Source organism: Corynebacterium sp. H113 (genome assembly GCF_037572315.1).
Lineage (GTDB): Bacteria > Actinomycetota > Actinomycetes > Mycobacteriales > Mycobacteriaceae > Corynebacterium.
This window is the reverse complement of sequence record NZ_JBBHKZ010000002.1, coordinates 476,256-503,100: the sequence shown is the minus strand read 5'-3', so window position 1 is coordinate 503,100 and position 26,845 is coordinate 476,256. Positions and strand designations below refer to the sequence as shown.

Here is a 26,845-nt window from a genome sequence, read left to right as displayed (position 1 = left end):
ATTCTTTTCAGAATGAACCTTGAATCAGCGCACCCGTCACATCGTCGTCGGTTAACTGCTGTGCAAAGGCGGGAGGATATCCTCGATGCAGCTGCCACGTTGTATTCGACCGGCAGTCCTCATGACTACACAATTGAGGACATCGCACAAAAAGCTGGAGTTTCTAGGGCAACCTTCTATCGCCTCTTCGAGGGCATCGAAGATCTCAAGGCATCCATAATCGGCCGAATAGCGACTGCATTCCAGAAAAGGATGTTCTCCGGGTTCGGATCAGATAACCAATGGATGGAACTCGTTTGCGGCATTCAAGAATTTTTGTCCATTACCGACGCAGTTCGCTGTGAAGTGTTGTCGTTACTGGACAGTCACAGCCAAGGCACCATTGCAGAAGGTATGCGCTCTGCAATCGTTGCGGAAATTTCTCGACGAGTTCGTCCCGTCAAAGAGACTCAACTTGGTCACGCTGCGCTGAGGACGTGGGTTGCTGCGGCTGAGTATCAAGTTCGGCGATGGTTAATGGCTCGATCCGAGGATGAGTCTTCTGCTGAATCTCGAGAGGTTGTTGCTGAACGACTTGCAGCCCTACTTATCGCAGTTGTGGTGGCGTTTAAAGAAACAAACGACGATGCATTCTTAGAAGAAGTATTTCGAGTCTTGGACGAGGGGCGAACTCATGCCGGCGAGGCAAGCTAAGAAATACTAGCCGAAGCTGGCAATTTCAGTGCGTCTGCTCTGACGACGAAAGTTTCCAAGCTAACGTTCCTCAGTACCAATTCATCGGTCACAACATCAGGTAGTCCCAACGAATGTGGTGCGAGCAGCTCTAGTAGTGAATCATCGATGTTTCGAGCATCAATCGTGACCGGAAACAATTCCCCCGATTCGACGCCAGGTGTCGCGGTGAGAGAACGAACGATGATGTGGAAGTTGCCCGTCAGTGTCGATATGGTGCCAGGCGCTGTTGTCAGACCTACTGCCACCCCCTCTGCTTGCAGGCCTAGATTGTCGAGCTCCACGTGGTCAGCATCCAGTCGAATCGATTGAATAACTTCCCCCGATGGAACAGTCACTGCTGTTTCAGACAGCCTCACGTTTCCAAGCAATCGCACTGAATCTGCTGTGATGATCTCCATCGTGTTGGATACCGCGAGCTCTCCTGCCCTAGGTGCAGGCGCCTGTCCGAGATCGAGACCTGCTCCTGGGGCCTGTAAGTCATCCACCTCTGGTGGCTCTGGTACCAACTCACTTGGGTGTGGAACTACAGGTGGATCTGGCAAAGTCGGCGGCAGTAGCGGTGGCAGTGGAACTGCCCATTTATTCTGAATCGGCGGTGCCGGCCACATCGGTGGAGCAGCTAATGCTTCGGGTGGCGGAGACTTCAGCAACATGGCAATGGCCCCTAGCATGACGACCGTCGCGACGAGTTGTGTTGACGAATCGCGACCTTGATCTGCCTTGCCTCGCTTCTCATCTGGACTCCATGACAAAGCTAGCGCCCCACCGATAAGCGCCAGAGTTGTGCCCAGAATAAACCCACCAAAGTTGGAAGTGGGTAGTGCAACGATAGCGAGCACCATGGCTGCGATACCTGCGAGAAAACGCGCGTCTTTTCCGAACCACGTCAAGATTCCCGAGGCGATGAGCAATGTGCCAATCAATAGCGTTGATACACCTGACAAAGATGAGATGCTGATTAGCAATCCCTGCACATCAAAAGTCAGATACGCCGGGGTGAGGATTACCGCTCCGGCCAAGACCATGCAAAGGCCAGCGCCAAACGGGCGGTTTTGGCGCCACTCCTTGAATGCCTTTCCTCGCGGAGTGTCGGTCGGTTGTTGCTCAGTAGATTCAGCATCCACCATTCGAACCCGTCTCCACGTTGATTTTCGCGCCGGCGATTGTCAAAGAGTCTGCTGCGACCGAAGTCACTTTGAGTTGTTGGTCTTGCACAATCATTTGGGTAGCAGTCAGCCCCCAGGAACCTCCAGGTGCTCGCTCATCCACTTGGTTGGCATCGATACCAATTTGAGGGTTGGTCATCGTCAACGCACCATTGATGTCTTTAGCACCCACGAGAAGATTCTCAGCACCAAAGTTCTGACCCGGAACTTCGAGTTTGAAAGTTGCCTCGCCTACTCCCGGCACATTCCCTAATGGCGCTGACAGACAAACGTTTGTTCCTTGGGCTTCCCCGAACCGCAACTTCGACACACCTGCCTCACCGTCTCCGGCCTTCTCGGCACCAACGAACAAACTAGATTTGTCACCTACAAGTTCATCGACGGTCAGAGTCATCACAGTTCCGGACAACGCAAGGTTTGCAGAAATACCACCCTGCGCCATAGCCACGCCAGTCCCACCTGCAACGAAAAGACCTGCGGCTAAGATGCCAACAAACCTGGACCTTTTCACATGCCCCATGTCAATGTCGCCTCCATTTTCGCCACTGCTTGCCAGACTGAGTCTTTAGAACTAGTTCCGACCAGTATTTTTATTTTCGAAAATTATACGAATAGCACAACGGTTTGGGGTCGTTTTCAAGAAAGTTGACTACGGTTCACCGGTTAGACCCACGCCACACCCTCCCATCTGTGTAAACAGCCTGTGGCCCATCCCGTCCCGGACACACAACAGACACTGCATCCGGCGTCTCAATCTCTGCTCGCGCCCTCTTATTGCATTGCTTCACGACGATCCATGTCACTCCACCATCGCCTTGCCTTGCTACGGAGTCGTCCTCCCTCAAACCTGTGATCTCATCGACTGTGTCCACCACAACGGTCGTCACTGTCACCCCTGTCGAAGTACCAACTACAGCTGGCACATCTTCCCCGCCAAGCCCTAGCGAAATACGACAGTCTCGGTTCACCGTCGCTTGAGGGGAACTGGTTTCGCCAAGCTTTTCGCCCCCACGCAGCGCCGCCCCTCGCCCCGATGGATGCTCGAAAACAACCACATTCGACCCCACCATGCACACAGCAGACAACCACCCTGCAGGTGCACGCGGAATATGTAAACCCCACGCTACAGATATAGGAGCCACACACAACACAACGGTTGCACCTGTCACCACCACATGAGTTGTCAGCACCGTCCACCGCCACAGTGCAACGACGAAGCAGACCAGCGCGACAGCACCTAGCACTCCTAGTTCGCCCGCTGCACCTGGAACCTTGGACGCTACCGACCCCACAAAGTAGACCCACCACGCAAACGGAGCCGCCACCCATGTCAGCGCAGTGGCTACCCACGTCAGTCCGAGTGCAGTAGCAAGCGCGGAAGCAGTTCCAAACACTGTCACCGGCGCCACCGCAGGCGCAGCCACAAGATTTGCAACAACTGCCACATGGCTCACGTTGCCGATGAACAGTGCCAACACCGGTGCCGTCACAATATGGGCAACCAACGCAACCGCTGTCCCTCGCACCACCGGAGCCGGCCATCCACGAATCCACGAGACTTTCAACAATCGTTGAACAAGCGGTTCCACTGCCAACACCAAGCCAGCGGTTGCTGCCACCGACAATGCAAAACCTACAGATACTGCCAGATCTGGAGCTACCACTAAAAGAACGACAATCCCCATTGCCAAAGCGGGAATCGCTTGCCCGCGTCGCCCCCACAACACGGCCAGTAGCCCAACACCACCAGTCATCATCGCTCTCAGCACAGACGGCTCCAGCCCGACAACAGCAACAAATCCCAGCAGCGACATAACACCAATCACCACCCGAACCCTCGGCGATGCCCATGCCACGCACATCATCGCTGCCCCCACTACTAGCGCCACATTGGCACCCGACACTGCAGACAAATGCGCTAGCCCAGAATCCACCATCATCTCGTGGTCACTAGCGTTAAAACCACGTTCGTCGCCAAGTGTCATCGCTGGAATTAGCCGATCTGGACCTTTCCATAAGTCCTCGGACGCAGCTTGCAATCCCTGCCGAATACGCGCGACATGTCCGTCCGGAGGCGTTACATCCACGATTCGACGCACCGTCAACCGCATCCCGGAAATCGCTGGCGGATCCGCCTCCTTCACTTTCACCATGGTGGCAAGCACAGTGCCACGGTCATGAGCCAGCAGTGACTCATCCCCGAACACGGCTACCGTCCCCGGCAGCCCCGCGACCTTCGCAGCTGCCATCGCACCAAATTCCGTCACCCGAGGCGCACCCGTAAGTTCCACTTCAGCCTGCGTCACACCTCCGATCTTCTTGAACAGTGCATGCTTTTCGACGACTCTCCTCTTCAGCGCAACTGCACACACGCTGGTAGCTGTGACAATGAGTACGAGAAGCAGCGATGGCATGGCACCGATGACTAGAGCAGTCCCCCAGGCTTGTTGATTCCAACAGCGTCGTCGAAAAGCCACAACCAATGCGCCGATACTTACTGCGAACAGCGCAACCACTCCGGCGGCGACCTGCCAAGAGTACAGAGCAACAACCGTGATTGACCATGTTGCAACAGCTGCGGGAATGAGTCTGAGGTCGAGACCGGGACGCGCGACGGCGAGACTAGTCATCTAAACAGTGGCCTCGGACCGCAGTGTTTCCAACTTCGCGGGACCGATACCGGGGACTTCTTCGAGTTGATCAACGGAGACGAAAGGCCCGTTTTGTTCGCGATGGGAAACGATCTTCTTCGCCGTCGCTGGCCCAATCCCGGTTAGTTCCTCGAGTTCGGACTCCGTGGCGGTATTGATGTTGATCAAGCCCCCGGCACTGGACCCCACCTCCGAACCAGGAGCAACATCAGCCCCTGCCACTCCGCTTGCCGCACCACCACCGGTTTCTGCGCCTGGGATCGTGGCAACCCCTCCAGTAGCTGGCAACGCATCCGCCCCCACAACAATCTGCTGACCATCCTGCAAGGGCGCAGCCAAGACGACACTCGCAGGATTCGCTTCTGGCAACATGCCACCCGCAAGATCAATGGCATCCGCCACTCTCGCTGTTCCAGCAACCGTAACTACTCCCGGCCGATGAACGAGTCCCACCACAGACACCACAATTGTCGAGGGAGGGGCCATGTCGCCATCGGCAGGTGCTACTGCACCAGCAGCGCCAGGACGATGTGGTCCAGCGCCCACCGCATCCGCCACGGACGAGCCACCCTTCTCGTCCACCACGTTGGCGGCACCAACCGGCGCACCGACTTCTGGCATCGAAGCACTCGGCGTCGCGACCACAAACAACCCGATCGCGGTTGCGATCACAACAAGCACCGCGATGACTGCCGTCGCGACAACAGCTGGCCGTTCTACGCGCAGCCTCTTCCTAGAAAAATCAATGGGCAGTGTTTCGTCATCGGGAATCGGTTCAAGCAGGTCGCCAAGCCGGTTTCGTAGTGCGTCCACGCCTGCACGATAAATCCATGGGCTTCACGACGACGCCCGTCATCACCACATAACCGCCATTGCTGTGGATAAGAATGCAGCTGTGGATCAGCAATGCCTATGGCTGGTCGAGGGTGTCATTGTCGTTGGTAGTTGTACCGCCAGCAGCGCTTTCACCTTCCACGGTTCCGCGTTCAATGGCATCTTCTACAACCTCATCACCGTTGCGACCGCGCGCATTTTCAACGCCTCCGCTGGTCGCCCCAAACTTCGCGCCTTCTGGATCCGAGGTATCTCGACGAGTCAGGTCAGCAATCGCCTTCGACAGTTGATCTGCCTTTTCGATAGCGCGACGTCGATTAGCGCTCCACGTCGGCAACTTCGAGGTCACCGCGGTGAACACTGGCTCGCCGTCCTTGGTTGGGATCGTGCCCCGCGGAGCCTCCCCATTCACAACTCCCTGGACTGCGCGATTGACGGCTTCATCCATGTCCAAGTCATCAACCGCGTCATCGTCTACCTTGTGTCCGTCCACAATGATGCCCAGCGCATATGCACCAAGACCTGTGTGCACAACCAACGATGGAGGAAGGTCCACGATCTTGTACCTCGTGCCACGAGGCATGACCAATTCGAGCATCGCTTGCAATTCGACGACGTCGTCAAGGGCATCACAGTGATGCAGCAGAATATGCGGAGCGGGAATCTCGCCATTTTCGTCGAGCGCTGCAGTACTACTTGCAACGGTATCCACCGCGAACTGAACGAGACGCTCTTTCACCTTCAGCTCAGTTCGGCACTTCGCCACCAGCGTCAAGGCACCGTTGACGAAACCCACCACAGGTCTGATTGCTAGAGCCGTCGACAGCACTGCCTGGCCAGTAGAGATACGACCGCCACGTCGCAAAGGTTCAAGTTTAGGCACGTACAACCACAAGTCAGAGCTGGCCAACATGTCTTCGGCTGCAGCTTGGCATTCATCCAAGGTGCCACCAGCGGCCGCCACTTTCGCGGCGCGAATGGCAGCAGCACCTACGACCGCACCGACACCTGCGCCACTCGTAGACGTGTCGACAACTCGAACATTGTCGAGCACACTCGCCGCCGTCACAGCATTAGACCACGTCGCTGAGAGTCCCTTACTCACGTGCAACGCCACTACCCCGGCGTCATTGCCACGCTCCAGCGCTCGCGCATACGTTGCGCACAGATGAAGTGGACTAGCGGCCGACGTCGACATTTCTGTCTCCGACTGAAGCACCTCAAGGGGCACGACAAAAATGCCGTTCTTCTTCGCTACCTTGGGTTCGAGGCATGCGGATTCATCAACGACAATCTGCACCCGCTTCTTGTTCTTCGACCGCTTCTTCACACTCACGGACACGTCACCTGCGCATTGAAAGCACCGAGATACCAGCCGAGACTTCCGTCTTCACGGTGCTTCGCGGACAATTCCACCCACGCCGTATTCCGCAGCCCATTGAACATGGTGTAGTGACTGATCGGCACCTCCATGAGAATCGCTGTCAGCGCCGCAATAGCTCCACCATGTGCCACCAACATGAAGGTGCTGCCTGGCCACGATTCGTCGTCAAGCAATTCGTCGACGACAGCGCGCATCCGCTGCGCCACTTCCAATCGGGTCTCCGCACCTTCCGGAGCCCACTCGGCATCGTGCCGCCACCGGTACCGAAGCCCCGGATACTCTGCGTCAATCTCCTCATGAGTTCGCGCCTGCCACACGCCCAGCAGAGTCTCCCGCAAGCGCTGGTCACGCGAGACATCAACATTCAAAATCTCGCCAACAGCATCCGCTGTCCGCGCAGCACGCTGTAGATCCGACGACACAATCCGAGTCACCGCAGGCGTGAAATGCTCGAAATGCTTTGCGACGGCCGCAGCCTGCGCAAGGCCCACCTCCGACAACTCGGTATCGAGCTGCCCCTGCATACGACGCGTTGCGTTGTATGTGGTTTCTCCATGACGAAGCAGGATCAACCGGCGTGGTGGGATCTCGGTGGTGGCCATGATTCTAGAATTCGTTTGCGTCAGGGGCTTCTGCAGCCAGTGGGATTTCATCGATGGAACGCGCCGACAGCGCTGCATCGCGACGAGCTTCCGTCACGTTTTGCTCCAGACCTTCAACCTCGATGCGTGGGCAGTCGCTCCACAAACGATCGAGGCCGTAGTAGTCACGCTCTTCTTCGCGGAAGACGTGAATGACAACGGAACCGTAGTCAAGCAGCGCCCAGCGACCTTCGCGCACTCCCTCGCGACGAACAGGCTTCGCTCCCGCCTCGCGCAAATCATCTTCAATTTCGTCGATGATTGCGGAAACCAGACGCTCATTGTCGGCGCTTACCAGTACGAATGCATCGGTGATAACCAATGGATCCGAGACATCAAGCACTGCGACATCTTCACCCTTCATGCGGTCGGCAGCGAGGGCGGCAAGGCTGGCCAGTTTTGTGGCCTCGGCAGATGCAGTCACGAGTAAGCTTCAGCTCCTAGTTGAAAACGTTGTAAGACAAAGAAGTTGTAAAACAAAAGTGCGGTACAACACGTTTTAGAACAAAACGGTGTTCCCTCCGATGATAGTGCATGAACCATCACGGTTCTGGTGCCGAACCGACACCAGGTTCCTGGTACAGACCCCGTTTTGCGATGTACTGCACTACTCCATCAGGCACCAAGTACCAGACTGGGCGACCTTCAGCCGCCCGTTGACGGCAATCGGTCGAGGAAATTGCCATTGCCGGAATATCGATGAGATGCAGTCGGCCACGGTCGACATCAGGAAGTTCCTTTTCCGACAGATGGAAACCAGGACGGTTAACACCGACGAACGTCGCGGCATCAAACATCTTCTCCCAGTCGCGCCACGTCATGATCCTTTCCAACGCATCCGCACCAGTAATGAAGAACAATTCTGCATCCGGGTATTTGTGCGCCAAATCTCGCAGCGTATCGATGGTGTACGTCGCCCCGGGACGATCAATATCAACACGTGATACCGAGAAACGTGGATTCGACGCAGTCGCGATGACTGTCATCAAATACCGGTCCTCTTTTGACGACACCTTTCGGCCCGCCTTCTGCCACGGCTCGCCAGTCGGCACGAACAACACCGTGTCCAGATCAAATCGCGCCGCAACTTCACTTGCTGCCACGAGGTGACCGTTGTGAATCGGATCGAACGTACCGCCCATGATTCCCAGGCGGAACTTCTTATCGTTCTGCTTTACGACGCTGTCAGACATGGCAGGAACATTACCGGGCACAGGCGCACCTAGATAATCGAGGCGTGGCTGTATCCCCGTCGTGTGATTGCTCAACACGACATCAGGTGGGCACGAACGTCGTGCTTATGGGCGAGTCTGGCCCGTACCGCGCAAAATCCACTTCGTCGACGTCAACTCTGGCAGCGCCATTGGCCCGCGAGCGTGCAACTTTTGAGTTGAAATACCAATCTCAGCGCCAAAGCCGAACTGCTCACCATCAGTGAATGCCGTCGATGCGTTGACATTGACGGTCGAGGAATCGACGAGGTCCACGAACGTTTCACATACGTTCCAGTCCTGTGCGACGACTGCATCGGTATGCCCCGAGCCATGTTCGTTGATGTGGTTCGTCGCAGCCTCAACGCCGTCGACAATCTTCGCCGCAATATCGAAGGACAGGTACTCGTCGTTCCAATCGTCTTCGGTCGCTGGAATGATCTCGCCGTCCCACTGAACACGCGCCAAGTTGTCTACGTCACCGTGCACCCGGACTTCCTTGTCCCGCAGCGCAGCGAGTACCTTGCGGATATCAGCATCGGACAACGCAGCGTCGAAAAGCACCGTCTCAGTGGCGTTGCACACCGAACAACGACGCGTCTTACCGTTGATCAACATCGCAATTGCGTCATCCAGCTTGGCAGACGCATCAATGTATAGATGGCAATTGCCCGTTCCGGTCTCGATAGCCGGTACAGTCGCACCCTTGACGACGGCATTGATCAAGCCAGCACCGCCACGAGGAATGACGACGTCGACAAGTCCACGAGCCGTGATGAGATCCTGTACGGAGTCATGTGTTTCGCAAGGAAGCAACTGAACCAGGTCCTCAGGTGCATCATGCTTTGCCAACACGCTGCGAAGCACCTCAACCAACGCGGTATTCGAGTTCACGGCTGACTTAGAGCCACGCAGCAATGCGACATTGCCGGACTTCAGTGCCAAGCCGAAAGCATCGACGGTCACGTTCGGACGGGCTTCGTACACCATGCCCATCACGCCGAGAGGCACCCGCACCTGCGACAGCTTGATGCCGTTAGGCAGCACACGGCCACGCAGTACCTCGCCCACTGGGTCATCGAGACCCGCTACCTGACGAAGGCCACCTGCGATACCTTCGATTCGGTCGGAATCGAGACGAAGGCGGTCAATCAGAGACTCTTCCATGCCACGTTCACGACCAGCGGCAATATCTGCTTCATTCGCAGCCAGGATGGCAGAAGTTTGTGCGACAAGTTCTTCAGCAGCAGCGAGAAGAATCTCGTTCTTCTGCGCTGACGTGAACTGAGCAAGTGCTCGGGATGCGTCCTTTGCTCGACAAGCTTTTTCTAAAACCTCTGCACGTTCAGCTGCACGCGCTGGGGTGAGCTCGGAGTCAGTAGTCGACGCGGAATTATTCTGTGTGCTCTCAGCCATGTTTCCACAATAGATAATGAACACGGCTTACGGAGCTACGCTGCCGGAATATCTCCAAGGAATCCAGCGACACCAGATGCGACTGCTACATCGGTCCACGGCAGCATCGGCTCGACCCAAGGGAAGACGACCTTCATCAACAAGAAGAAGATGCCTACCAAGAGCGCTAGCACCACAATCAGTCGGAACCACACTGGGCCGGGAAGAATGCGCCACAACGCTGCATACATGTGTTTACCCTCTTTCGCTTACTTCTGGTCTACGCCAGCGAGAACTGCGTGCACGATCAAACGGTGGGTGTTATCCCACTTTGGGTGGCACGTGGTAAACGTCAGCATTGTGGCGTTGCCCGACGGATTCACAACATCGACGCGATCTGGTGTCACAATCATGCTGCCGGGAAGAGCTGGAATCTCAGTCCCCTCAGGAACGCAATCAAAAGTCTCCCCCGCTCCAGCTAGACCATCGAGTGGCAATACCTTGTAGTGGTACACAGCGTCTCGCGTTTCGACGGTGATGTCATCACAGGTGCCCAGCACGTCAATGTTGTCGAACGGCGCGCCATTGCCATCGCGGTGAGCAGCAAACGACGAGTTTCCTACCTGCCCTGGCAGTGCAGTATCTGGGTAGTGGCCTGGGCCTGCCGCCAGCGTTCCCTGATCCACGCCTTCAAACGCCACCAGTTCGTTAATGCCTGCCTTTGGGGCAGTGAGGAATGCGACTGGATTTCCTTGCTCTGCCCACGTCGCAGAACCATTGGCACCCTCGTTGCCCGGAAGGACATTGCCGGCACCATTCGGATCTGGTTGTGCAGCGTTAGCTACTGGCTGGTTCCACGCAGAACGAAGATCGTCCGCTGCCTGCCCCTGTATCTTCGAGTTTTCTACACCCGTCCAATACAGCAAGTAAAAGGCGAACAACGCGGCAATAACTCCTGCTGTAATGAGGAGCTCACCAATAACGCCAATAATTCTGCTGAACATACAAACAATTATGCACGTGAAGCATATTCCGACAAGTAATCGGCATGCACTACTGGCTTTTGCATCCCGTCTGGTAGAGACGCTGTTGGGAATCCAATCATCTGTTCCAGCTCGCTCGCGTCATAATTCACTTCACCACGGCCGACGCTTTCACCGTTGGGCCCGACAATTTCGACAATGTCACCCGCCGAAAAATCGCCATCAATGCTAGTAATACCGACTGGCAAGAGAGACTTGCGCCATTCGGTTACTGCTGTCACGGCTCCTTCGTCGATACGCAAAACTCCGTGAGCGTCTGCCGCATACAATGCCCAGAACTTCCACGACGACAAGCGATTCTCCTTAGCCGCGAATGCTGTGCCAACATCCGCTGCGTCGAGAGCGCGATCGATATTCTCGGTTGAAGTCAGCAAAACAGGCACACCAGCACGGGATGCCAGTCGCGCTGCAGTAACTTTTGATGCCATGCCTCCGGTGCCAAGAGCGCCACCGTCACCTGCGATAACGCCCTTCAGGTCATTCCCGCTCCACACTTCCGGAACGAACTTCGCACCAGGTTCGGAAGGATTGCGGTCATACAAACCGTCTACATCTGACAAGAGGATCAACGCATCGCAATACGCAATGTGACTCACCAACGCCGCCAGACGGTCATTATCGCCGAAGCGGAACTCGAACGTAGCGACCGTGTCATTCTCGTTCACAATCGGCACTGCATGGAGTTGGCGCAGACGGTCGATAGTTCGCTGCGCATTGCGCGCACGAGTGCGGTCACCAGCGTCCGATGCCGTCAAAAGCACCTGGCCAGTCGTCCGTCCATAGCGTGCAAACGAACGTCCCCACTCTTGTGCCAAGCGCACCTGCCCGACAGCAGCGGCGGCCTGCTTCGTTGCCAAATCAGTTGGCCGTGACGTCAGGCCCAAAGGTCCCATTCCTGACGCCACTGCACCCGACGACACCACAATGATGTCGCTTCGCCCCATTCTTTTCTCCAATGCATCCGCAATAAAGTCGATGCGTTCTGGATCGGTACGTCCGTCGGGGCCAGTCAGAGATGACGAGCCGATCTTGACGACGACTCGCTTCGCCAACGCAATATCGTTGCGCGTTGAACTGGAGAAACCCGTTGGTGCGGATGGGGTTGAGGCGACATGCATAGTTACTGGAAACGCTCCCTATCTGCGACCTGGCCGTCGCCATAGTCGAATTCGTCAATGAGTCCACGACGAGCCTGCGAGGCACGCTTGCGCTCTTCGGCAGAGGCACGTTCGTTCGCGTACAGGCGATCGTCGGTGCCTCGACCGGATGGCACGAAGTCTTCACCGGCAGCCATCTGTGGGTGCCACTCGAAAGTGATGTACGAGATGGTCACTGGGCAACCAGGAACTGCACCAGCCTTGGCCAGTGCTTCTTCAACACCGATCTTGGCCAAGCGGTCGGCCAAGTAACCGACAGCTTCGTCGTTCTCGAAGTCCGTCTGGTGAATCCATCGTTCCGGCTTGCGCCCGACAACCTTGAAACCACCTTCGTGGTCTGGATCCTTGACAATCTCGAACTCCTGGACGCGACCGCGACGTCCGACAGGCTTCGGAGTCAGCACAGTATGCTTCTCAGGGCTAGGAGCAGGATTGTCCTTACGGAACTTCTCAATGAGGTCTTTCAGGCCGTAGATCAGTTCCTGCAGACCTTCGCGGGTTGCGGTGGAAATCTCGAAGATTGGCCAACCGAACTCCTCAAGCTCTGGACGCATCATCTCCGCCATATCCTTAGCATCTGGAATGTCCAGCTTGTTCAGAATAATGACGCGAGGGCGCGTGCGTAGGTCACCGAGACCCACATCGTTTTGCAACACGGACTGGTAATTCTCCAGTTCGTGTTCCAACACCTTGATATCGGATACCGGGTCACGGTCGCTTTCAAACGTCGCACAGTCCACAACATGGGCAAGCACAGCCGTACGTTCAATGTGGCGCAGGAAATCCAATCCCAGACCACGGCCCTCCGAAGCACCCGGAATCAACCCAGGAACGTCCGCAATGGTAAACGACTCATGCCCAACATTGACCACGCCAAGGTTTGGCTGCAACGTCGTAAACGGGTACGCACCAATCTTTGGCTTAGCCGCGCTCAAGGCGCTAACCAGAGAGGACTTACCTGCCGACGGGAACCCCACCAAGCCAACGTCGGCCATGGACTTAAGTTCGAGTACTAGGTCCTTTTCTTCGCCTGGTTCGCCCAATAGAGCGAAACCTGGTGCGCGGCGGTGCTTATTGGCCAATGCTGCATTTCCCAAACCTCCGTAGCCACCTTCAGCTGCGACGAAGCGGGTACCGATGCCGGTCATATCAGCCAGCACTTCCCCATCCGTCGTGGTGACAACAGTGCCCTCTGGCACCTTCAAGATGAGGTCTTCACCACGCGCACCATTTCGGTGATCACCTGCGCCAGGGCTTCCCTTTTCCGCCTTGATGTGCGGGTGAAAGTGAAAGTCCATCAGAGTGTGGACTTGCGGGTCGACAACAAGGACGATGTCACCACCATGACCACCGTTACCGCCATCGGGACCGCCGAGTGGCTTGAACTTTTCCCGGAGCACGGAGTTACAGCCGTGGCCACCGTCACCGGCCTGCAAGTGCAGTACTACACGGTCAATAAAACGAGACATGACTGAAATTCCTGTTTCCTAGAAAAGAGCACGGAATGCGAAAGAAATCAAAACGAGTTCTCTACCAATTTTGGCACATGCGCACGCCTGGGTATTAAAAGAATGAAGGGACTGCCAAATGGCAGCCCCTTCATGTTAAAAGCTCAGTTGTTTACGCCTCAGCGTCTTCCACGATGGAAACGATGCGACGGTTACGACGGGAACCGAACTGAACGGCACCTGCCTTCAGGGCGAAGAGAGTGTCGTCGCCACCGCGACCGACGTTCTCACCTGGGTGGAACGAGGTTCCGCGCTGACGGACGAGGATCTCGCCTGCCTTGACCTGCTGGCCGCCGAAGCGCTTCACGCCGAGGCGCTTGGCCTCGGAGTCGCGGCCGTTGTTGGTGCTGGATGCACCCTTCTTAGAAGCCATGATTTCTCCTTGGGAAAAGCTTGATCGGCGGGTTTACTTAGCGATACCAGTGACCTTGAGTACCGTCAGCTGCTGACGGTGGCCCCAACGACGCTTGTAGCCGGTCTTATTCTTGTAGTGCATACCGCGGATCTTCGGGCCCTTAGCGGACTCGACGATTTCGGCGTTTACCTTAACGTTGGCAAGCTTGTCAGCGTCGGAAACGACATCTGCGCCATCGACGAGCAAAACCGGGGTGAGAGCCACGGAAGAACCTGACTCACCCTCGATCTTCTCGACCTTGACGAGGTCACCTTCGGCAACCTTGTACTGCTTGCCGCCGGTCTTGACGATCGCGTACATAGGAGGGCTACCCCTTTTTCGTTGATTGGCTCAAAGAACTGTTGTTCCTTGACTGGACAATGTATTTGCGTCCTTCAGTGTGCTTTGGACCGCGAGCCGATTTCTCAGTTCGCTTTCCAGGCGAGCATCCCGATTTTTCGTGACCTCGTCCAGCGCATGCCTAGCACACCTTTGAACAGCGACTGGTCAAGAGTAGCGAATGTAACCCCTAAATTACAAACTGCCCCGGACAGAGCCCTCTTTAGAGGCTCTTCCAGGGCATTTTGCAATCGGCGCTTTGTACTACTCCGAAACCCGACGTACTACCCGTCGAGTGCGACGACGACCCGAGCGTGCCGACGATGCCGACGGTTCAGCCTGTGCAGACCCGGTCTTCGGTGCCGTCGCCTTCTTCGACTCAGTCTTTGCTCCGCTCTTAGCCTCAGTTGGCTGAGAAGCCGATGAACGCGGCGCAGACTTCTTCGTAGCCTGGCTGCCTGTGTTCTTGCGAACTACGCGACGACGACCACGTCGTGAAGCAGTCCCAGACTTGGGAGCAGAAGCCTTCGAAGCTTCTTCACCAGTAGTCGCTGCCTGCGGTGCCTGAGTCTGCGGAGCGTCGGTCTTCGCAGTCTGCGTCTTCGGAGCAGCTGCCTCTGCCTGTGGCGTGAAGTCCTCAGGCTTTGGTGCGTGATCCGAGCGAGACTTGCCACGAGTTGGACGCTGGCGACGCGGTGACTTGTCGAATTCAGCCTTCGCTTCCTCGTAGGTCTTCTCCTGGCGTAGCTCGGATTGTTTCTTCGCCTGACGCTGGCCCGAGCGTTGGGTAGCACGCTTCGCAGAACGTCCGCCCGACTTCGTTTCTGGACGCTGCTTGTCGTTGGTGTCGTCAGCAGCGGTCAGCAGCTCCGTTTCTGGGCTTTCCTCCTGGCGGATGTCCGTACGAGCTACTCGGCGAACTACCCGTCGACGACCACGTCGACGAGCAGCAAGAGTTTCCTTGCCCGTGCGTTCTGGAGTCTCCTCGCTCTTCGTCTTACTCTTTGCGACCTTGTCGGTCGGCGTAGCTGGCGCTTCCAACTGGGTCGCTGTTGGCGCAGGTTCAGCCACGGCTGTCGCTTGTGGCTCCGTGCGCTGGGTTTCCGCGCGATGATCGACGTGCACTACCCGACGACGACGGCGACGACGTCCAGTGTGCGCCACGTAGCGATCATCGGATGGCTCTTCAGGATCTGCCTCACGTGCCTCAGCAACGGCTGCAGCAGCAACAGCAGCAATCGAGTTGTCTTCTCGTGGTTCCCGGAACTCTTCACGACGAGCATCCCGGTGTCTACCCTGTTGAGCCGCCGCACGTCGTCGACGACGACGTGGTGGGCGCTTTTCCTCAGCCTGAGATTCAGCTACCACCGATTCCACGGCCGCCTCGACTGCGTCCTGTGGCTTCTCAGTCTCCTGCGACTGAGTGCTCGTGCGACGATCTTGCGCATCCTGTGGACGCGTAGTTACGCGACGGCGACGACGTCCCGATCGTGCCGGACGTTCGGAATCGTGACGCTCCTGGCGCTCTGGACGTTCCTCGTGCTGCCGGCCGGACTGCTTGTCAGCGCCCTGGCCCTGCGCCGTGGAATCGCGGGACGCATCTTCCAACTCGTCGTCATTCTGCATAGCCAAAGCAACAGGATGCTTCTGCAGTTCCGTTGGCTTTTTGTGCTGATTCTTCTTGCTCTTCGCATGACGACGCGGCTGCTCGTCCTGCTCTACCGGATCGACGTGGATGATCAGACCTCGGCCGTTACAGGCTTCACAGCACGTCGAGAAGGTTTCGAGCAAACCTGTACCAAGTCGCTTGCGTGTCATCTGGACCAAGCCGAGCGAGGTAACTTCACTGACCTCGTGGCGCGTGCGGTCCCTGCCAAGGGCTTCCTTCAAACGGCGCAGAACCAAGTCCTGGTTTTCTGGCAGCACCATGTCAATGAAGTCAACGACGATCATTCCGCCAAGGTCGCGGAGACGCATCTGGCGAACAATTTCTTCGGCAGCTTCCAAGTTGTTGCGCGTGACAGTCTCTTCGAGGTTGCCACCAGCACCAGTGAATTTGCCCGTGTTGACGTCGACCACGGTCATTGCCTCGGTGCGATCAATGACCAGCGTGCCACCCGACGGCAGCCACACCTTGCGTTCGAGAGCCTTGGCAAGCTGCTCGTCGATACGGAAATGTTCAAAGACGTCTACATTGCCGTGCTGGTGAGCCTTGTACTGCTGAAGTCGGCTCGCCAACTCTGGTGCAACTCGTTCAACGTAATCCGACACCGTATGCCATGGGCGGTCGCCTTCAACTACGAGACGAGTGAAGTCTTCGTTAAACAGGTCGCGAACAACCTTGACGAGCATGTCTGGCTCTTCATACAACGTCAGCGGCTTTGCGCCACGACGGGCCTTCGCTTCTTCCGAGCGACGGTCAATGTCTTGCCACAGTGCTTCCAAACGATCGACATCAGCCTTGATGTCTTCCCGTGACATGTTCTCCGCTGCGGTGCGAATAATCGTGCCAGAGCCTGCAGGAGTAACTTCCTTCAGGATCTCCTTCAGTCGCTTGCGCTCAGACTCTGGTAGCTTTCGCGAAATACCAGCGCTGCGGCCACCCGGTACGTACACCAGGAATCGGCCAGCGAGCGAAATCTGCGTCGACAGTCGAGCACCCTTGTGCCCCACTGGGTCCTTGGTGACCTGCACCAACACCTGGTCGCCTGACTTCAACGCATGTTCAATGCGACGGCTACGTCCAGCATTGCCGAACATCTTCCAGTTCAGATCACCCGCGTACAGAACAGCGTTTCGATCCGTTCCGATGTCCACGAACGCTGCTTCCATGCTTGGCAGCACGTTTTGCACACGACCAAGGTAGATATTGCCGATTTGCGTGGTCTGCGTATCCGACGTGACAAAATGCTCAACCAGAATGTCATCTTCCAGCACACCAACCTGCGTCACGGTGCCATGATGATCCGTTCTCGCCCGCTCACGCACAACCATCGTGCGCTCGACGGACTCACGCCGCGCCAAAAACTCGGCTTCAGAAATGACATGGCGCTTGCGAGACTCTGCCTTACGCTCTTCACGACGACGACGCTGTGCTTCCAACCGCGTCGAACCCTTCACTGCCTTTGGCTCTTCAATCACGGGAACGTCATCTTCAGCGGGTTCCACATGTCCGACGGAACGAGTCTTTGTTACTCGCGTCTGGCTCGTGCCTTCGTCAGGTGCACTCTCAGCCTCGTCCGTCGCATTGGTCTGTGCTGACTTCTGCGCGGAATCAGGTGCACCTGCTCCCCGACCACGACGACGCCCCCGACGACGACGTGGGCGTGGCTGACGCTCTGGCGACTCAGCAGCAGATTCTTCCTGGTCTTCAGTTTGCTCTGGCTTTACGACGAACTCGCCACCGTCATCATCGATACTTTCGTCCAACTCGTCCGGGGTGTCGACAATCGGCTTCGGAGCCATGAAAACTGGCACCGCGAACGTAGGGTTTGGAGGTGGCGGGGTCACTGGTGGGACAACTTCGACAAGTTGCTCAGTGACGTCGTCGCCATGATCACCCATGATGACGAGACTGTTCTCAACAGCAGTATCCGCGTCGCTGGCAGTGTCAGTTACGACATCAATTTGGTCGGCGACGTCCTCGGCGTGCGTTTCTGCGACGTCAGTTTCTTCGGTGCCTGCTTCTTCAGCATCGGCGTTGTCGGATTCTGTAGGCTTCGCTGTGACTTCTGGCTCCGCCGCAGGCTCAGGCTCCGCTGTTGCCTGATCTGCTGCTTGCTCAGTCGCATCGCCCGCTACCACGTCGGATCCGGAAATCGCTGCGAGCAGTTTTGCACGCTGCTCAGTGTCCACTGACGACGATGCTGTCTTCACTGCAACGTCGATATCTGCGAGGAACGCAATAAGTTTCTTTGAAGTTATGCCCAATTCTTTCGCAAATGCATGCACACGAATTTTGTGTGGTGCTTCTTCGTTATTAAAGTTGCGCGCTTGAGCGACTAATTCCTGGCTGTAGTCTGCCACGGTATGAGGTTCTCCTTGGTGCCGTCTAGGCCCACTCGCAACGACGACGCGTCATGAAAATACAAAAGTTCTCTCCATCTAACGAGAACTCAAACATTGCATGTCTGCTGCGGGGTCTTACAAAACGACGGTTGAATATTTAAAAGTCTGTTGTCGCACAATGATGCCCAGCGATCGTCTGCGCCTACAGCTGTGAACCCTCCTCGAGGGTTCCCGTAAACCAGAGAGTAGGAGTCAGCGAGCGAACATCTCTATGCGCTGTCCATTGTCGCACAGGTACGGGATCAAGGTATGAATCGGCGCAATTCAACACTTGCCCATGCTGCGTGCTTTCCCCACCCCGAATATAGAAAAAGCCACCGCCAACATGTGCTGGCGGTGGCCTCAGTGTTGTTTGGCGGTTTTCACCGCCATTCGGCGCTAGAATTGATTAGAGATTTGGGAACCAGATACCGATTTCACGCTCTGCGGACTCTGGGGAATCAGAGCCATGAACAATGTTGTTGGAAACCTCGAGTGCGAAGTCACCGCGAATGGAGCCTGGGGTTGCAGACTCGACTGGGTTGGTGCCACCAGCCAGCTGACGCCATGCAGCAATAGCATTTGGACCCTCGATCACGCCTGCAACCAGTGGTGCGGAGGTGATGAAGTCAACGAGCTCACCGAAGAATGGCTTCTCGGTGTGCTCTGCGTAGTGCTCCTTAGCCGTAGCTTCGTCAGCGGTACGCAGGTCCATAGCGACCAGCTTCAGGCCCTTGCGCTCGATGCGAGAGATAACCTCGCCAACGAGTCCGCGTGCAACGCCGTCAGGCTTAATCAGAATCAGGGTACGTTCAGTCATGAACCGAATAATACTTGTAATAGCGACAGCCGTCAGAACGAGGGTGCAACACCCTATTTCTGACGGCTGCTGTAGTGGGATCGTCGTGAAGCAAATGCCCAGCGCTACGCAGCACTACATGTGCTGAGTAGTGAGCAAGCCACGCTCCATGCGCTGCAGCAAGTTCTTGCGCAGATGGAAAATGTAGAGCCACACGAGAGCGAAAATCACACCGACGAAGCCCATCGACCAATGCGCGACAAACGACAGCAGACTAAACACCTGCGTGACGATATTCGCCTTGACCGCCCACTCACGCTGCTGAACAAATGCAAGCAGGAACAGCACAACACCGAGGATGGCGATGTAGGCCATACCGGCGGTGTGGCCGATGATGCTGCCGCCATCGACACGCGAGACGACAGTAAGGCCCAACAAGACGGAGATCGACTGCATGACCAACGTACCCGCCATCACTCCGCGAAGACCCTTTAGTGGATCCTTCGCAGGGTCATGTCCAGCACCGAGTGGCCCGTACTTACCGCCATCTGACAAGTCTTGGCCGTGTTCGTACGCGCGCAGTGCCTCGCGGTCGATTCCCGACAGATCTCGCTGTGAACCACTAGCACTCGGCTGTGTTTCTTTTTCGCTCACTGTGGATCCTTTCCAAATAGGGTCCGTGCTTCACCCGCAGTGACAACTGAGCCAGTCACGATAACACCAGAACCACTCACGATGCCATCTCCAGAATCGGTTTCTTCCGCCAGCGCAACTGCGAGTTCAACAGCAGATGGCAGCGTCTCGATTCGGTGTACTCGTTCATCTCCAAAAATCTGGTCCGCCAGGTCGGCGAGGTCCTCCATTGGCAGGGCGCGTGGCGACGAATTTTCCGTCACCACAACTTCCTCCAGATAAGGCTCCAGCTCAGTCAGAATTCCGCGAGCATCCTTCTCACCCAATACAGCGACAACTCCGACAACCTTGCGGAAGTCGAACTCTGCCTGCAATGCTTCACGCAGCGCGCGGGCACCATGCGGGTTGTGTGCTGCGTCGATAAAGACGGTCGGCGTAGCACGTACTCGTTCGAGGCGGCCTGGTGAGGTAACCGTCGCAAAGCCTTCGCGCACGGCATCGATTGCGAGCCGACGACCGGGACCTGCACCAAAAAACGCTTCGACGGCAGCAAGTGCAGTGGCAGCATTGCGGGCCTGGTGAGGGCCATGCAAAGGCAAGTGAATGTCCTCGTACTCGCCGGCAAGTCCACGGAGAGTCAAATGCTGACCGCCCACTGCCAACTGCTGCGACACGACGCCGTATTCAGCACCAGCGCGCGCGACTGACGCGTCGCACTCAACAGCCCTCTTCAGCAAAACTTCCATCGCTTCTGGAACCTGCTCACCGATAACGGCGACGTTGTCCGGCGGAGTCAACAAATCAGAGGCGTTCCACCGAGACTTGATAATGCCGGCCTTTTCCTCTGCTATTTCAGCGATGGTGTCACCGAGGTATTCCGTGTGATCCAGACCAATCGGGCAGACCACTGCGACATCGGCTTCCGCGACGTTCGTCGCATCCCATGTGCCGCCCATACCGACTTCGACGACAGCGACATCGACGGGTGCATCCGCGAAAGCTGCGTATGCCATCGCCGTGAGCACTTCGAATTTGCTCATTTTTGGCCCGCCTTCGGCCTCAGATTCAGCATCGACCATCTCGACAAAAGGCTGAATCTCACGCCAAATTCGGACATAGTCCCGCGGGTGAATTGGGGCACCGTCAATAGCGATGCGCTCCGTCACCAGCTGTAGATGCGGGCTCGTCGTGCGTCCGGTACGACGTCCCATCGCCCGCACCAGCGACTCGATCATACGAACAGTCGAAGTTTTGCCGTTGGTGCCGGCAACGTGAATCACTGGAGCGCTGCGCTGCGGCGAGCCCAGGTAATCCATCAACTTCTCGATACGCTCCAGCGACGGATCAATCTTCGTCTCTGGCCAACGCGTATCTAGTGCCGCTTCGACGACAGCAAGTTCTGCCAGGTCCTCCGCCGTCACCTGCTGTGAGGTCGGCGCATTGACAGGCTTATCGACGTCGACAGGAAGCGATAACCCCTCTTCGTTCATCGACAGCGAGCCGAACGACACCGACGACAACGAGCCCAGCAGTTCATCTGCAGCGGCTTCGGCTTCCGAATCTTCTACAGATTCTGCAAGCTCGCGCGGTTCCGTGTCCTCGACAATTTGAGTCTCGGCAGGGTCGAATGCTGGGCCGACCTCATCGAATTCGCCGTCTAGATTCTTGTCACTCATGCCTGTGGCAATCCATCCAAGCGAGCCTTGATGCGGTCAATTTCCTCCAGTGCAACCTGGTGACGTGATCGAATCTTCTCCACGACAGCCTCTGGAGCCTTACCGAGGAATGCTTCGTTACCGAGCTTCTTCTCAGTACCGGCTAGTTCCTTCTCAGCCTTCGCCAAGTCCTTTTCCAGTCGCTTACGCTCTGCAACCACGTCGACTGTGCCGGAAGTATCGAGCTCGACAACGATCGTTGCCTGCGACAAGCGAACCTCGATTGAAGCAGTTGCAGTAAAGCCTTCTGCTGGTTCCTCCGCGCGAGCCAGGGAGCGGATAATTGCTTCCTGGTCCTGTAGGTCAGCCACTGCCAACTCCATACGGGCAGGAACGCGCTGTGATGGCTTCACGCCCTGGTCATTGCGGAAACGACGTAGCTCGGTCACGAGCTTTTGAACGTCTTCGATGCGACGAGCAGCCGTCTCATCGACAGCTGCACCGTTCGTCGTCATTTCGGCAGTTGGCCACGACGCGATAACCAACGACTCTGGAGTATCTGCATCGCCGTCGGTCAATGCTTTCCACAGCGTTTCCGTGACGAATGGCATCGTTGGGTGCAGCAACCGAAGCAGCGTATCCAAGACATTGCCAAGAACCGTACGAGTCGATTCAGCGCGAGCTTCCTGCTCTTCGGTGAGGCTCTCCCCTTCCTTCAAGAATGGGAAGTCAACCTTCGTCATCTCCAAGTACCAGTCACAGAACTCGTCCCACGCAAAGTGGAAAAGGGCTTCGTTAGCCTTCGAAAACTCGTACTTGTCTAGCGCAGCGTCGGCCTCAGAGCGAACTTGCTCCAAGCGATCGAGAATCCAGCGGTCGGTATCCGTCAGTGTCTCGCGAGCTGGCATCGCCGACACCTTGGCACCGTTCATCAGTGCGAAGCGAGTTGCGTTAAACAGCTTCGTCGCAAAGTTACGGGACGACTGTGCTGCATCGTTGCCAACCGGAAGGTCGGAACCAGGGTTTGCGCCACGGGCAAGCGTGAAGCGCAGGGCGTCCGCACCGTAGTCGCGAACCCAGTCGAGAGGGTCGATGCCGTTGCCAAGGGACTTGGACATCTTGCGCCCTTGCTCGTCGCGCACCAGGCCGTGCAGGAACACATCGTTGAATGGCACCTGTGGTCGACCATCCTTGCCCTTACCCAGAGGCGAGTTAGGCAAAGTGGCTGCGAACGTCGAGAACATCATCATGCGGGCGACCCAGAAGAACAGGATGTCGTATCCAGTGACCAGCACAGATGTTGGGTAGAACTTTGCAAGCTCTGGAGTTGCCTCCGGCCAGCCCATCGTGGAGAACGGCCACAACGCAGACGAGAACCAAGTGTCCAAGACATCTGGGTCCTGGCGCCAGCCTTCGCCCGTTGGCGGCTCGTCGTCCGGACCACAGCAGACGATCTCGTCTTCTGGTCCGTACCAAATTGGAATGCGATGACCCCACCACAACTGACGGGAAATGCACCAATCGTGCATATCATCGACCCAATCGAACCAACGAGGCTCCTGCGATGCTGGGTGAATTACCGTGTCGCCTTCGCGAATTGCATCGCCGGACATCTTGGCCAGCTGCTCGACCTTGACAAACCACTGTTCGCTCAGAAGTGGCTCGATAGCTTCGCCCGAGCGTTCCGAGTGTCCAACAGAGTGGACGTACGGGCGGATTTCCTTCACGATTCGGCCCTGCTCGCGCAGTGCCTCCGTGATCTCCTTACGTGCTTCCGCGCGATCCATACCGTCAAAGCGAGTACCGGTATTGAAAATCGTGCCCGTGGTGTCAATGACTTCAGGCATGTCCAGGTTGTGACGCTGGCCCATGGCAAAGTCATTCGGATCGTGCGCCGGAGTGATCTTCACAGCGCCGGTACCGAACTCCAGATCGACATAGTCATCTGCAATAACTTCGATCTTCAAATCATCGCGGAACGGATGTGGAAGAACTTTGCCGACGAGCGCCGTGTACCGCTCATCGTCTGGATGAACTGCAATTGCGACGTCACCCAGCATTGTCTCGACACGGGTGGTGGCAACAACGATGGACTCTTCGCCATCGCCGTAACGGAACGATACAAGCTCACCGTCGACATCTTCGTACTTGACTTCGATATCAGAGATTGCCGTTTGCAGAACTGGCGACCAGTTCACCATACGCTTGGCGCGGTAAATAAGACCCTGGTCGTACAGCTCCTTAAAAATGGTCTGAACAGCTCGCGACAGCCCCTCATCCAGAGTGAAACGCTCGCGCTCCCAGTCCAGCGAATCGCCGATCATGCGCATCTGGTTACCGATGCGATCGCCAAAATCGCGCTTCCATTCCCAGACCTTCTCGACGAACTCTTCGCGTCCATAGTCGAAGCGGTCCTTGCCCTCTTCTTCCTTGAGCTTGGCCTCGACCTTGGTCTGCGTTGCGATACCAGCATGGTCCATGCCTGGCAGCCACAAAACCTCATAGCCCTGCATACGCTTGCGACGCACCAGCGCATCCATCAACGTATGGTCGAGCGCGTGGCCCATGTGCAGCTGACCGGTCACATTTGGTGGCGGAAGGACGATCGAATACCCAGGCTTGTCGCTGGCGGGATCAGCATGGAAATACCCTGCGTCTACCCACCCCTGGTACAGGTCAGCCTCTACCTCCGCCGGGTTCCACGACTTGGGCAGCTTGTCTGCTTTATTCACGTTCTTCTCGCTCACGTCAGTCACGCGCTACATCTTAGCCTGAACGCCGGATTCGCTTGACGACGGCTTCGCGGGAGGGCATCACTTTCCTTGGGGATAGTACTGTCCGGTAAATTTTCCAGTCATGGCATCTGGAAAACTTCTTGGCGCAATTGGCGTATTCGGCGTACTTACTGTTGCAGTTCCAGCCGGTATAGCAGGCCATACACACGCATCGACTGCGCAACGAAGGTACCTATCTAAGAGTCACTAAGCCTGTCGACGACAACCGTCGCAAAGCAAAACCGCACCTAGCAAACACGTCAGTTCGTGTCCTAGGTGCGGTTGTCTGTTTAAGAGCCAGTTGCTGATAAACAGTAAAGCGAAGCCAGAGTTAGACCAGCAGATCCTTCACAGCGTCGCGCTCAGCCTTGAGCTCCTCGACGTTAGCTGCGATGCGCTCGCGCTGGTAGTCGGAGATTTCCAGGCCCTGAACGATCTCCCACTTACCGTTGACGGACGTGCAAGGCATACCTGCAACGAGGCCCTCGTCGATGCCGTAGGAACCATCAGATGGCAGTGCGACCGATACCCAGTCACCCTCTGGGGTGCCCTGTACCCAGTCACGCATGTGATCGATACCAGCAGATGCAGCGGATGCAGCAGAAGAAGAACCGCGCACCTCGATGATCTCAGCGCCACGCTTTGCGACGCGAGGAATGAACTCGCCGTCTACCCAATCCTGCTCAACCAGGTCAGATACCTTCTCGTCACCGATGGTGGCGTAGGTGATGTCTGGGAACTGGGTAGCAGAGTGGTTACCCCATACGATCATGTTCTTGATCTCGGTGGTGGTACGACCGGTCTTGTCTGCCAGCTGGGACAGGGAACGGTTGTGATCCAGGCGCATCATTGCGGTGAAGCGGTCTGCAGGGATGTCCTGTGCGTGGTTAGCGGTAATCAGGGTGTTGGTATTAGCTGGGTTGCCAATGACCAAGACCTTGATGTCGTCTGCTGCATGGTCGTTCAGAGCCTTGCCCTGAGGACCGAAAATCTTGCCGTTAGCGCTGAGCAGTGCGGAACGCTCTTCGCCCTTGCCACGTGGCTTTGCACCAACGAGGAATGCGCAATTCGCGCCGTCGAATGCCTTGTTTGCGTCATCAGTGATGCTGATGCCACGCAGTAGTGGGAATGCGGAGTCCATGAGCTCCATGGCAACGCCCTCAGTAGCGTGAACAGCTGCTGGGATCTCCAGCAGGTTCAGCTCGACTGGGGTGTCCTTACCGTAAACATCGCCATTAGCAATACGGAAAAGTAGGGAATATGCAATCTGGCCGGCTGCACCGGTGACCGTAACCTTTACAGGGGAAGCGCTCACTACAGTCCTTTCTCTTGATGGATTCACTTGGTTAGTAACTGCTGCCCACCTTAGTGCCGTTTCACACTTGGCGCAGATGGGGGCGATTCAAAAGTCTTAACCGGACAAAACGGCTAACATTGTGCGAGACCAACCATTACCCCAGGTAGTTTTGCACTTATTGCAGTCCGTTTACGTTTCGATCGGACACTTTTACCCCCAAACGATGGGGCGAAAATTGCGCATCAAAGGCTAATAGCGAAAAGGAATTCTATTGAAGTCTGCAAGCTCTTCTGACACTATCCCCCAGTCAGTCTTGGATGCAGCGTTGCATGAATTCACTGCGAAGGGGTACACCGAAGCTCGCCTCGATGCTATTGCAAGCGCTTCTGGTGTCTCGAAGCGCATGCTCCATTACCATTGTGGTGACAAAATGGGGTTGTACCGGGCAACGTACGGCTACGTTCTGTCCTTGGTTCGCCCCAGCATTGAATCACTGCGTGCTCCGTCAGAAGTTCCAGTTGAGGCATTGCAGCACGTAGTAGGAGTGGTCCACGATTCCTTCGCTGACCACCCTATTGCTGTCCGTTTCATCATTCAGGAGAATCTGCACCCGATTCTTCCTCTCGAAGAGTCAACGGGAACGTTAGGCCACTCTCCTATTGTTATGGAATTCGACCGGATTTTGCTGCTCGGCCGCGACTTCGGTGCTTTCCGCACTGACGTGTCCGCGCTGGACCTTTATGTCATGGTGCTGTCGTTGGCATCGTTCCCGACCTTGCACGAACGCACTTTCCACAATCTCTACAACGTCGAGCTGACGTCAAGCATGTTGTCGAACCAGCTCCGCGAATTTGCTCAAGATGTGGTTACTGGCTTCTTGACGTCGTCGCCACGCCGTGAACCAGGCGCTTCCTACACACTTCCGTCGGCGAACACTATCCCAGATACCGCGCTGTCCGATGACATCTACGGCTCTAACAACTTGTCAACGAATCAGCCCGACGACAGCACCGATGTCGCACCTGATTTCACTGATATCTACGACGAGAATGACTAGTGCCTTCTGTCGTCTCTTAGCCAAAGGCGCCTGCGACACCTAGCGTGACTGGCGAAGCTACGCATGCAGAGCATGTGACGATGCAGCAAACAAAATGAAAGAGCGGGTCCGAAGACCCGCTCTCT

At 56.4% G+C, this 26,845-nt stretch carries 23 protein-coding genes; 2 read left to right on the top strand and 21 right to left on the bottom strand.

Going from position 1 to position 26,845, the window contains the following annotated elements:
• Positions 1 to 12: 12 nt before the first annotated feature.
• Positions 13 to 693, top strand: coding sequence for a TetR/AcrR family transcriptional regulator (locus WG938_RS03505; RefSeq protein WP_339977606.1), 681 nt, complete (start codon positions 13 to 15; stop codon positions 691 to 693).
• Here the strand turns inward: WG938_RS03505 and WG938_RS03500 are convergent.
• The 21 genes from WG938_RS03500 to WG938_RS03400 all read right to left on the bottom strand — a co-directional run bounded on the left by WG938_RS03500 (position 690) and on the right by WG938_RS03400 (position 25,681).
• Entirely contained in the window at positions 690 to 1,862 is a 1,173-nt protein-coding gene (locus WG938_RS03500; protein WP_339977604.1) for a DUF6114 domain-containing protein, read from the bottom strand. The two genes, WG938_RS03505 and WG938_RS03500, sit on opposite strands and share 4 nt — an antisense overlap.
• A complete protein-coding gene (locus WG938_RS03495) occupies positions 1,849 to 2,343 on the bottom strand; it encodes a DUF6230 family protein (RefSeq protein WP_339978800.1) in 495 nt (164 codons plus the stop codon). Before WG938_RS03495 ends, WG938_RS03500 begins: the two co-directional genes overlap by 14 nt.
• 214 nt (positions 2,344 to 2,557) lie before the next feature.
• Complete coding sequence (locus tag WG938_RS03490; protein WP_339977602.1) at positions 2,558 to 4,531, bottom strand: ComEC/Rec2 family competence protein; 1,974 nt, start codon at positions 4,529 to 4,531, stop codon at positions 2,558 to 2,560.
• The gene (locus WG938_RS03485) at positions 4,532 to 5,365 is read right to left on the bottom strand and encodes a ComEA family DNA-binding protein (RefSeq protein WP_339977600.1); all 834 of its coding nucleotides are present in this window, start codon (positions 5,363 to 5,365) and stop codon (positions 4,532 to 4,534) included.
• A gap of 97 nt (positions 5,366 to 5,462) precedes the next feature.
• Positions 5,463 to 6,722 carry a DegV family protein gene (locus WG938_RS03480; RefSeq protein WP_339977598.1) on the bottom strand — a complete coding sequence of 420 codons (1,260 nt, stop codon included), beginning with the start codon at positions 6,720 to 6,722 and terminating at the stop codon, positions 5,463 to 5,465.
• Complete coding sequence (locus WG938_RS03475) at positions 6,719 to 7,372, bottom strand: histidine phosphatase family protein (RefSeq protein ID WP_339977596.1); 654 nt, start codon at positions 7,370 to 7,372, stop codon at positions 6,719 to 6,721. The genes WG938_RS03480 and WG938_RS03475 overlap by 4 nt, the downstream gene beginning before the upstream one ends.
• Before the next feature lie 4 nt (positions 7,373 to 7,376).
• The gene (rsfS, locus tag WG938_RS03470; protein ID WP_339977594.1) at positions 7,377 to 7,835 is read right to left on the bottom strand and encodes a ribosome silencing factor; all 459 of its coding nucleotides are present in this window, start codon (positions 7,833 to 7,835) and stop codon (positions 7,377 to 7,379) included.
• Positions 7,836 to 7,953: 118 nt separating this feature from the next.
• Positions 7,954 to 8,604, bottom strand: a complete 651-nt coding sequence (gene nadD, locus WG938_RS03465; RefSeq protein ID WP_339977592.1) for a nicotinate-nucleotide adenylyltransferase — start codon at positions 8,602 to 8,604, stop codon at positions 7,954 to 7,956.
• Between the two features lie 105 nt (positions 8,605 to 8,709).
• Positions 8,710 to 10,038 (bottom strand): glutamate-5-semialdehyde dehydrogenase, encoded by a 1,329-nt coding sequence (locus tag WG938_RS03460; RefSeq protein ID WP_339977590.1) that lies wholly within the window; start codon positions 10,036 to 10,038, stop codon positions 8,710 to 8,712.
• Positions 10,039 to 10,073: 35 nt separating this feature from the next.
• Positions 10,074 to 10,268 carry a hypothetical protein gene (locus tag WG938_RS03455; RefSeq protein WP_339977588.1) on the bottom strand — a complete coding sequence of 65 codons (195 nt, stop codon included), beginning with the start codon at positions 10,266 to 10,268 and terminating at the stop codon, positions 10,074 to 10,076.
• 18 nt (positions 10,269 to 10,286) lie between these two features.
• On the bottom strand, positions 10,287 to 11,021 hold the full coding sequence (locus WG938_RS03450) for a class E sortase (RefSeq protein WP_339977586.1): 735 nt from the start codon (positions 11,019 to 11,021) through the stop codon (positions 10,287 to 10,289).
• Between the two features lie 8 nt (positions 11,022 to 11,029).
• Positions 11,030 to 12,178 (bottom strand): glutamate 5-kinase, encoded by a 1,149-nt coding sequence (gene proB / locus WG938_RS03445; RefSeq protein ID WP_339977584.1) that lies wholly within the window; start codon positions 12,176 to 12,178, stop codon positions 11,030 to 11,032.
• 2 nt (positions 12,179 to 12,180) lie between these two features.
• Complete coding sequence (obgE, locus tag WG938_RS03440) at positions 12,181 to 13,686, bottom strand: GTPase ObgE (protein WP_339977582.1); 1,506 nt, start codon at positions 13,684 to 13,686, stop codon at positions 12,181 to 12,183.
• A 151-nt stretch (positions 13,687 to 13,837) separates the two neighbouring features.
• On the bottom strand, positions 13,838 to 14,098 hold the full coding sequence (gene rpmA, locus WG938_RS03435) for a 50S ribosomal protein L27 (protein ID WP_339977580.1): 261 nt from the start codon (positions 14,096 to 14,098) through the stop codon (positions 13,838 to 13,840).
• A 33-nt stretch (positions 14,099 to 14,131) separates the two neighbouring features.
• The gene (gene rplU, locus WG938_RS03430; RefSeq protein ID WP_339977578.1) at positions 14,132 to 14,440 is read right to left on the bottom strand and encodes a 50S ribosomal protein L21; all 309 of its coding nucleotides are present in this window, start codon (positions 14,438 to 14,440) and stop codon (positions 14,132 to 14,134) included.
• A 282-nt stretch (positions 14,441 to 14,722) separates the two neighbouring features.
• A complete protein-coding gene (locus WG938_RS03425) occupies positions 14,723 to 18,484 on the bottom strand; it encodes a translation initiation factor IF-2 N-terminal domain-containing protein (protein WP_339977576.1) in 3,762 nt (1,253 codons plus the stop codon).
• A gap of 430 nt (positions 18,485 to 18,914) precedes the next feature.
• Complete coding sequence (gene ndk / locus WG938_RS03420) at positions 18,915 to 19,325, bottom strand: nucleoside-diphosphate kinase (protein ID WP_339977574.1); 411 nt, start codon at positions 19,323 to 19,325, stop codon at positions 18,915 to 18,917.
• Between the two features lie 114 nt (positions 19,326 to 19,439).
• On the bottom strand, positions 19,440 to 19,859 hold the full coding sequence (locus tag WG938_RS03415; protein WP_339978798.1) for a DUF4233 domain-containing protein: 420 nt from the start codon (positions 19,857 to 19,859) through the stop codon (positions 19,440 to 19,442).
• A gap of 95 nt (positions 19,860 to 19,954) precedes the next feature.
• Complete coding sequence (gene folC, locus WG938_RS03410; RefSeq protein WP_339978796.1) at positions 19,955 to 21,427, bottom strand: bifunctional tetrahydrofolate synthase/dihydrofolate synthase; 1,473 nt, start codon at positions 21,425 to 21,427, stop codon at positions 19,955 to 19,957.
• A 182-nt stretch (positions 21,428 to 21,609) separates the two neighbouring features.
• A complete protein-coding gene (locus WG938_RS03405) occupies positions 21,610 to 24,348 on the bottom strand; it encodes a valine--tRNA ligase (protein WP_445292882.1) in 2,739 nt (912 codons plus the stop codon).
• A gap of 349 nt (positions 24,349 to 24,697) precedes the next feature.
• Positions 24,698 to 25,681 carry a malate dehydrogenase gene (locus WG938_RS03400; RefSeq protein WP_339977572.1) on the bottom strand — a complete coding sequence of 328 codons (984 nt, stop codon included), beginning with the start codon at positions 25,679 to 25,681 and terminating at the stop codon, positions 24,698 to 24,700.
• A 253-nt stretch (positions 25,682 to 25,934) separates the two neighbouring features.
• Here WG938_RS03400 and WG938_RS03395 point away from each other — a divergent pair, with 253 nt between their 5' ends.
• Positions 25,935 to 26,720: a TetR family transcriptional regulator gene (locus WG938_RS03395; protein ID WP_339977570.1), complete on the top strand. Its 786-nt coding sequence runs from the start codon at positions 25,935 to 25,937 to the stop codon at positions 26,718 to 26,720.
• The last annotated feature ends 125 nt before the right edge of the window (positions 26,721 to 26,845 follow it).

Coding starts and splice junctions, on each gene's coding strand:
- obgE (WP_339977582.1), bottom strand. CDS start 13,686: ATGTCTCGTTTTATTGACCGTGTAGTACTGCACTTGCAGGCCGGTGAC.
- WG938_RS03450 (WP_339977586.1), bottom strand. CDS start 11,021: ATGTTCAGCAGAATTATTGGCGTTATTGGTGAGCTCCTCATTACAGCA.
- folC (WP_339978796.1), bottom strand. CDS start 21,427: ATGAACGAAGAGGGGTTATCGCTTCCTGTCGACGTCGATAAGCCTGTC.
- WG938_RS03460 (WP_339977590.1), bottom strand. CDS start 10,038: ATGGCTGAGAGCACACAGAATAATTCCGCGTCGACTACTGACTCCGAG.
- WG938_RS03475 (WP_339977596.1), bottom strand. CDS start 7,372: ATGGCCACCACCGAGATCCCACCACGCCGGTTGATCCTGCTTCGTCAT.
- WG938_RS03505 (WP_339977606.1), top strand. CDS start 13: ATGAACCTTGAATCAGCGCACCCGTCACATCGTCGTCGGTTAACTGCT.
- rplU (WP_339977578.1), bottom strand. CDS start 14,440: ATGTACGCGATCGTCAAGACCGGCGGCAAGCAGTACAAGGTTGCCGAA.
- proB (WP_339977584.1), bottom strand. CDS start 12,178: ATGCATGTCGCCTCAACCCCATCCGCACCAACGGGTTTCTCCAGTTCA.
- WG938_RS03490 (WP_339977602.1), bottom strand. CDS start 4,531: ATGACTAGTCTCGCCGTCGCGCGTCCCGGTCTCGACCTCAGACTCATT.
- WG938_RS03500 (WP_339977604.1), bottom strand. CDS start 1,862: ATGGTGGATGCTGAATCTACTGAGCAACAACCGACCGACACTCCGCGA.
- WG938_RS03455 (WP_339977588.1), bottom strand. CDS start 10,268: ATGTATGCAGCGTTGTGGCGCATTCTTCCCGGCCCAGTGTGGTTCCGA.
- WG938_RS03495 (WP_339978800.1), bottom strand. CDS start 2,343: ATGGCGCAGGGTGGTATTTCTGCAAACCTTGCGTTGTCCGGAACTGTG.
- nadD (WP_339977592.1), bottom strand. CDS start 8,604: ATGTCTGACAGCGTCGTAAAGCAGAACGATAAGAAGTTCCGCCTGGGA.
- rpmA (WP_339977580.1), bottom strand. CDS start 14,098: ATGGCTTCTAAGAAGGGTGCATCCAGCACCAACAACGGCCGCGACTCC.
- ndk (WP_339977574.1), bottom strand. CDS start 19,325: ATGACTGAACGTACCCTGATTCTGATTAAGCCTGACGGCGTTGCACGC.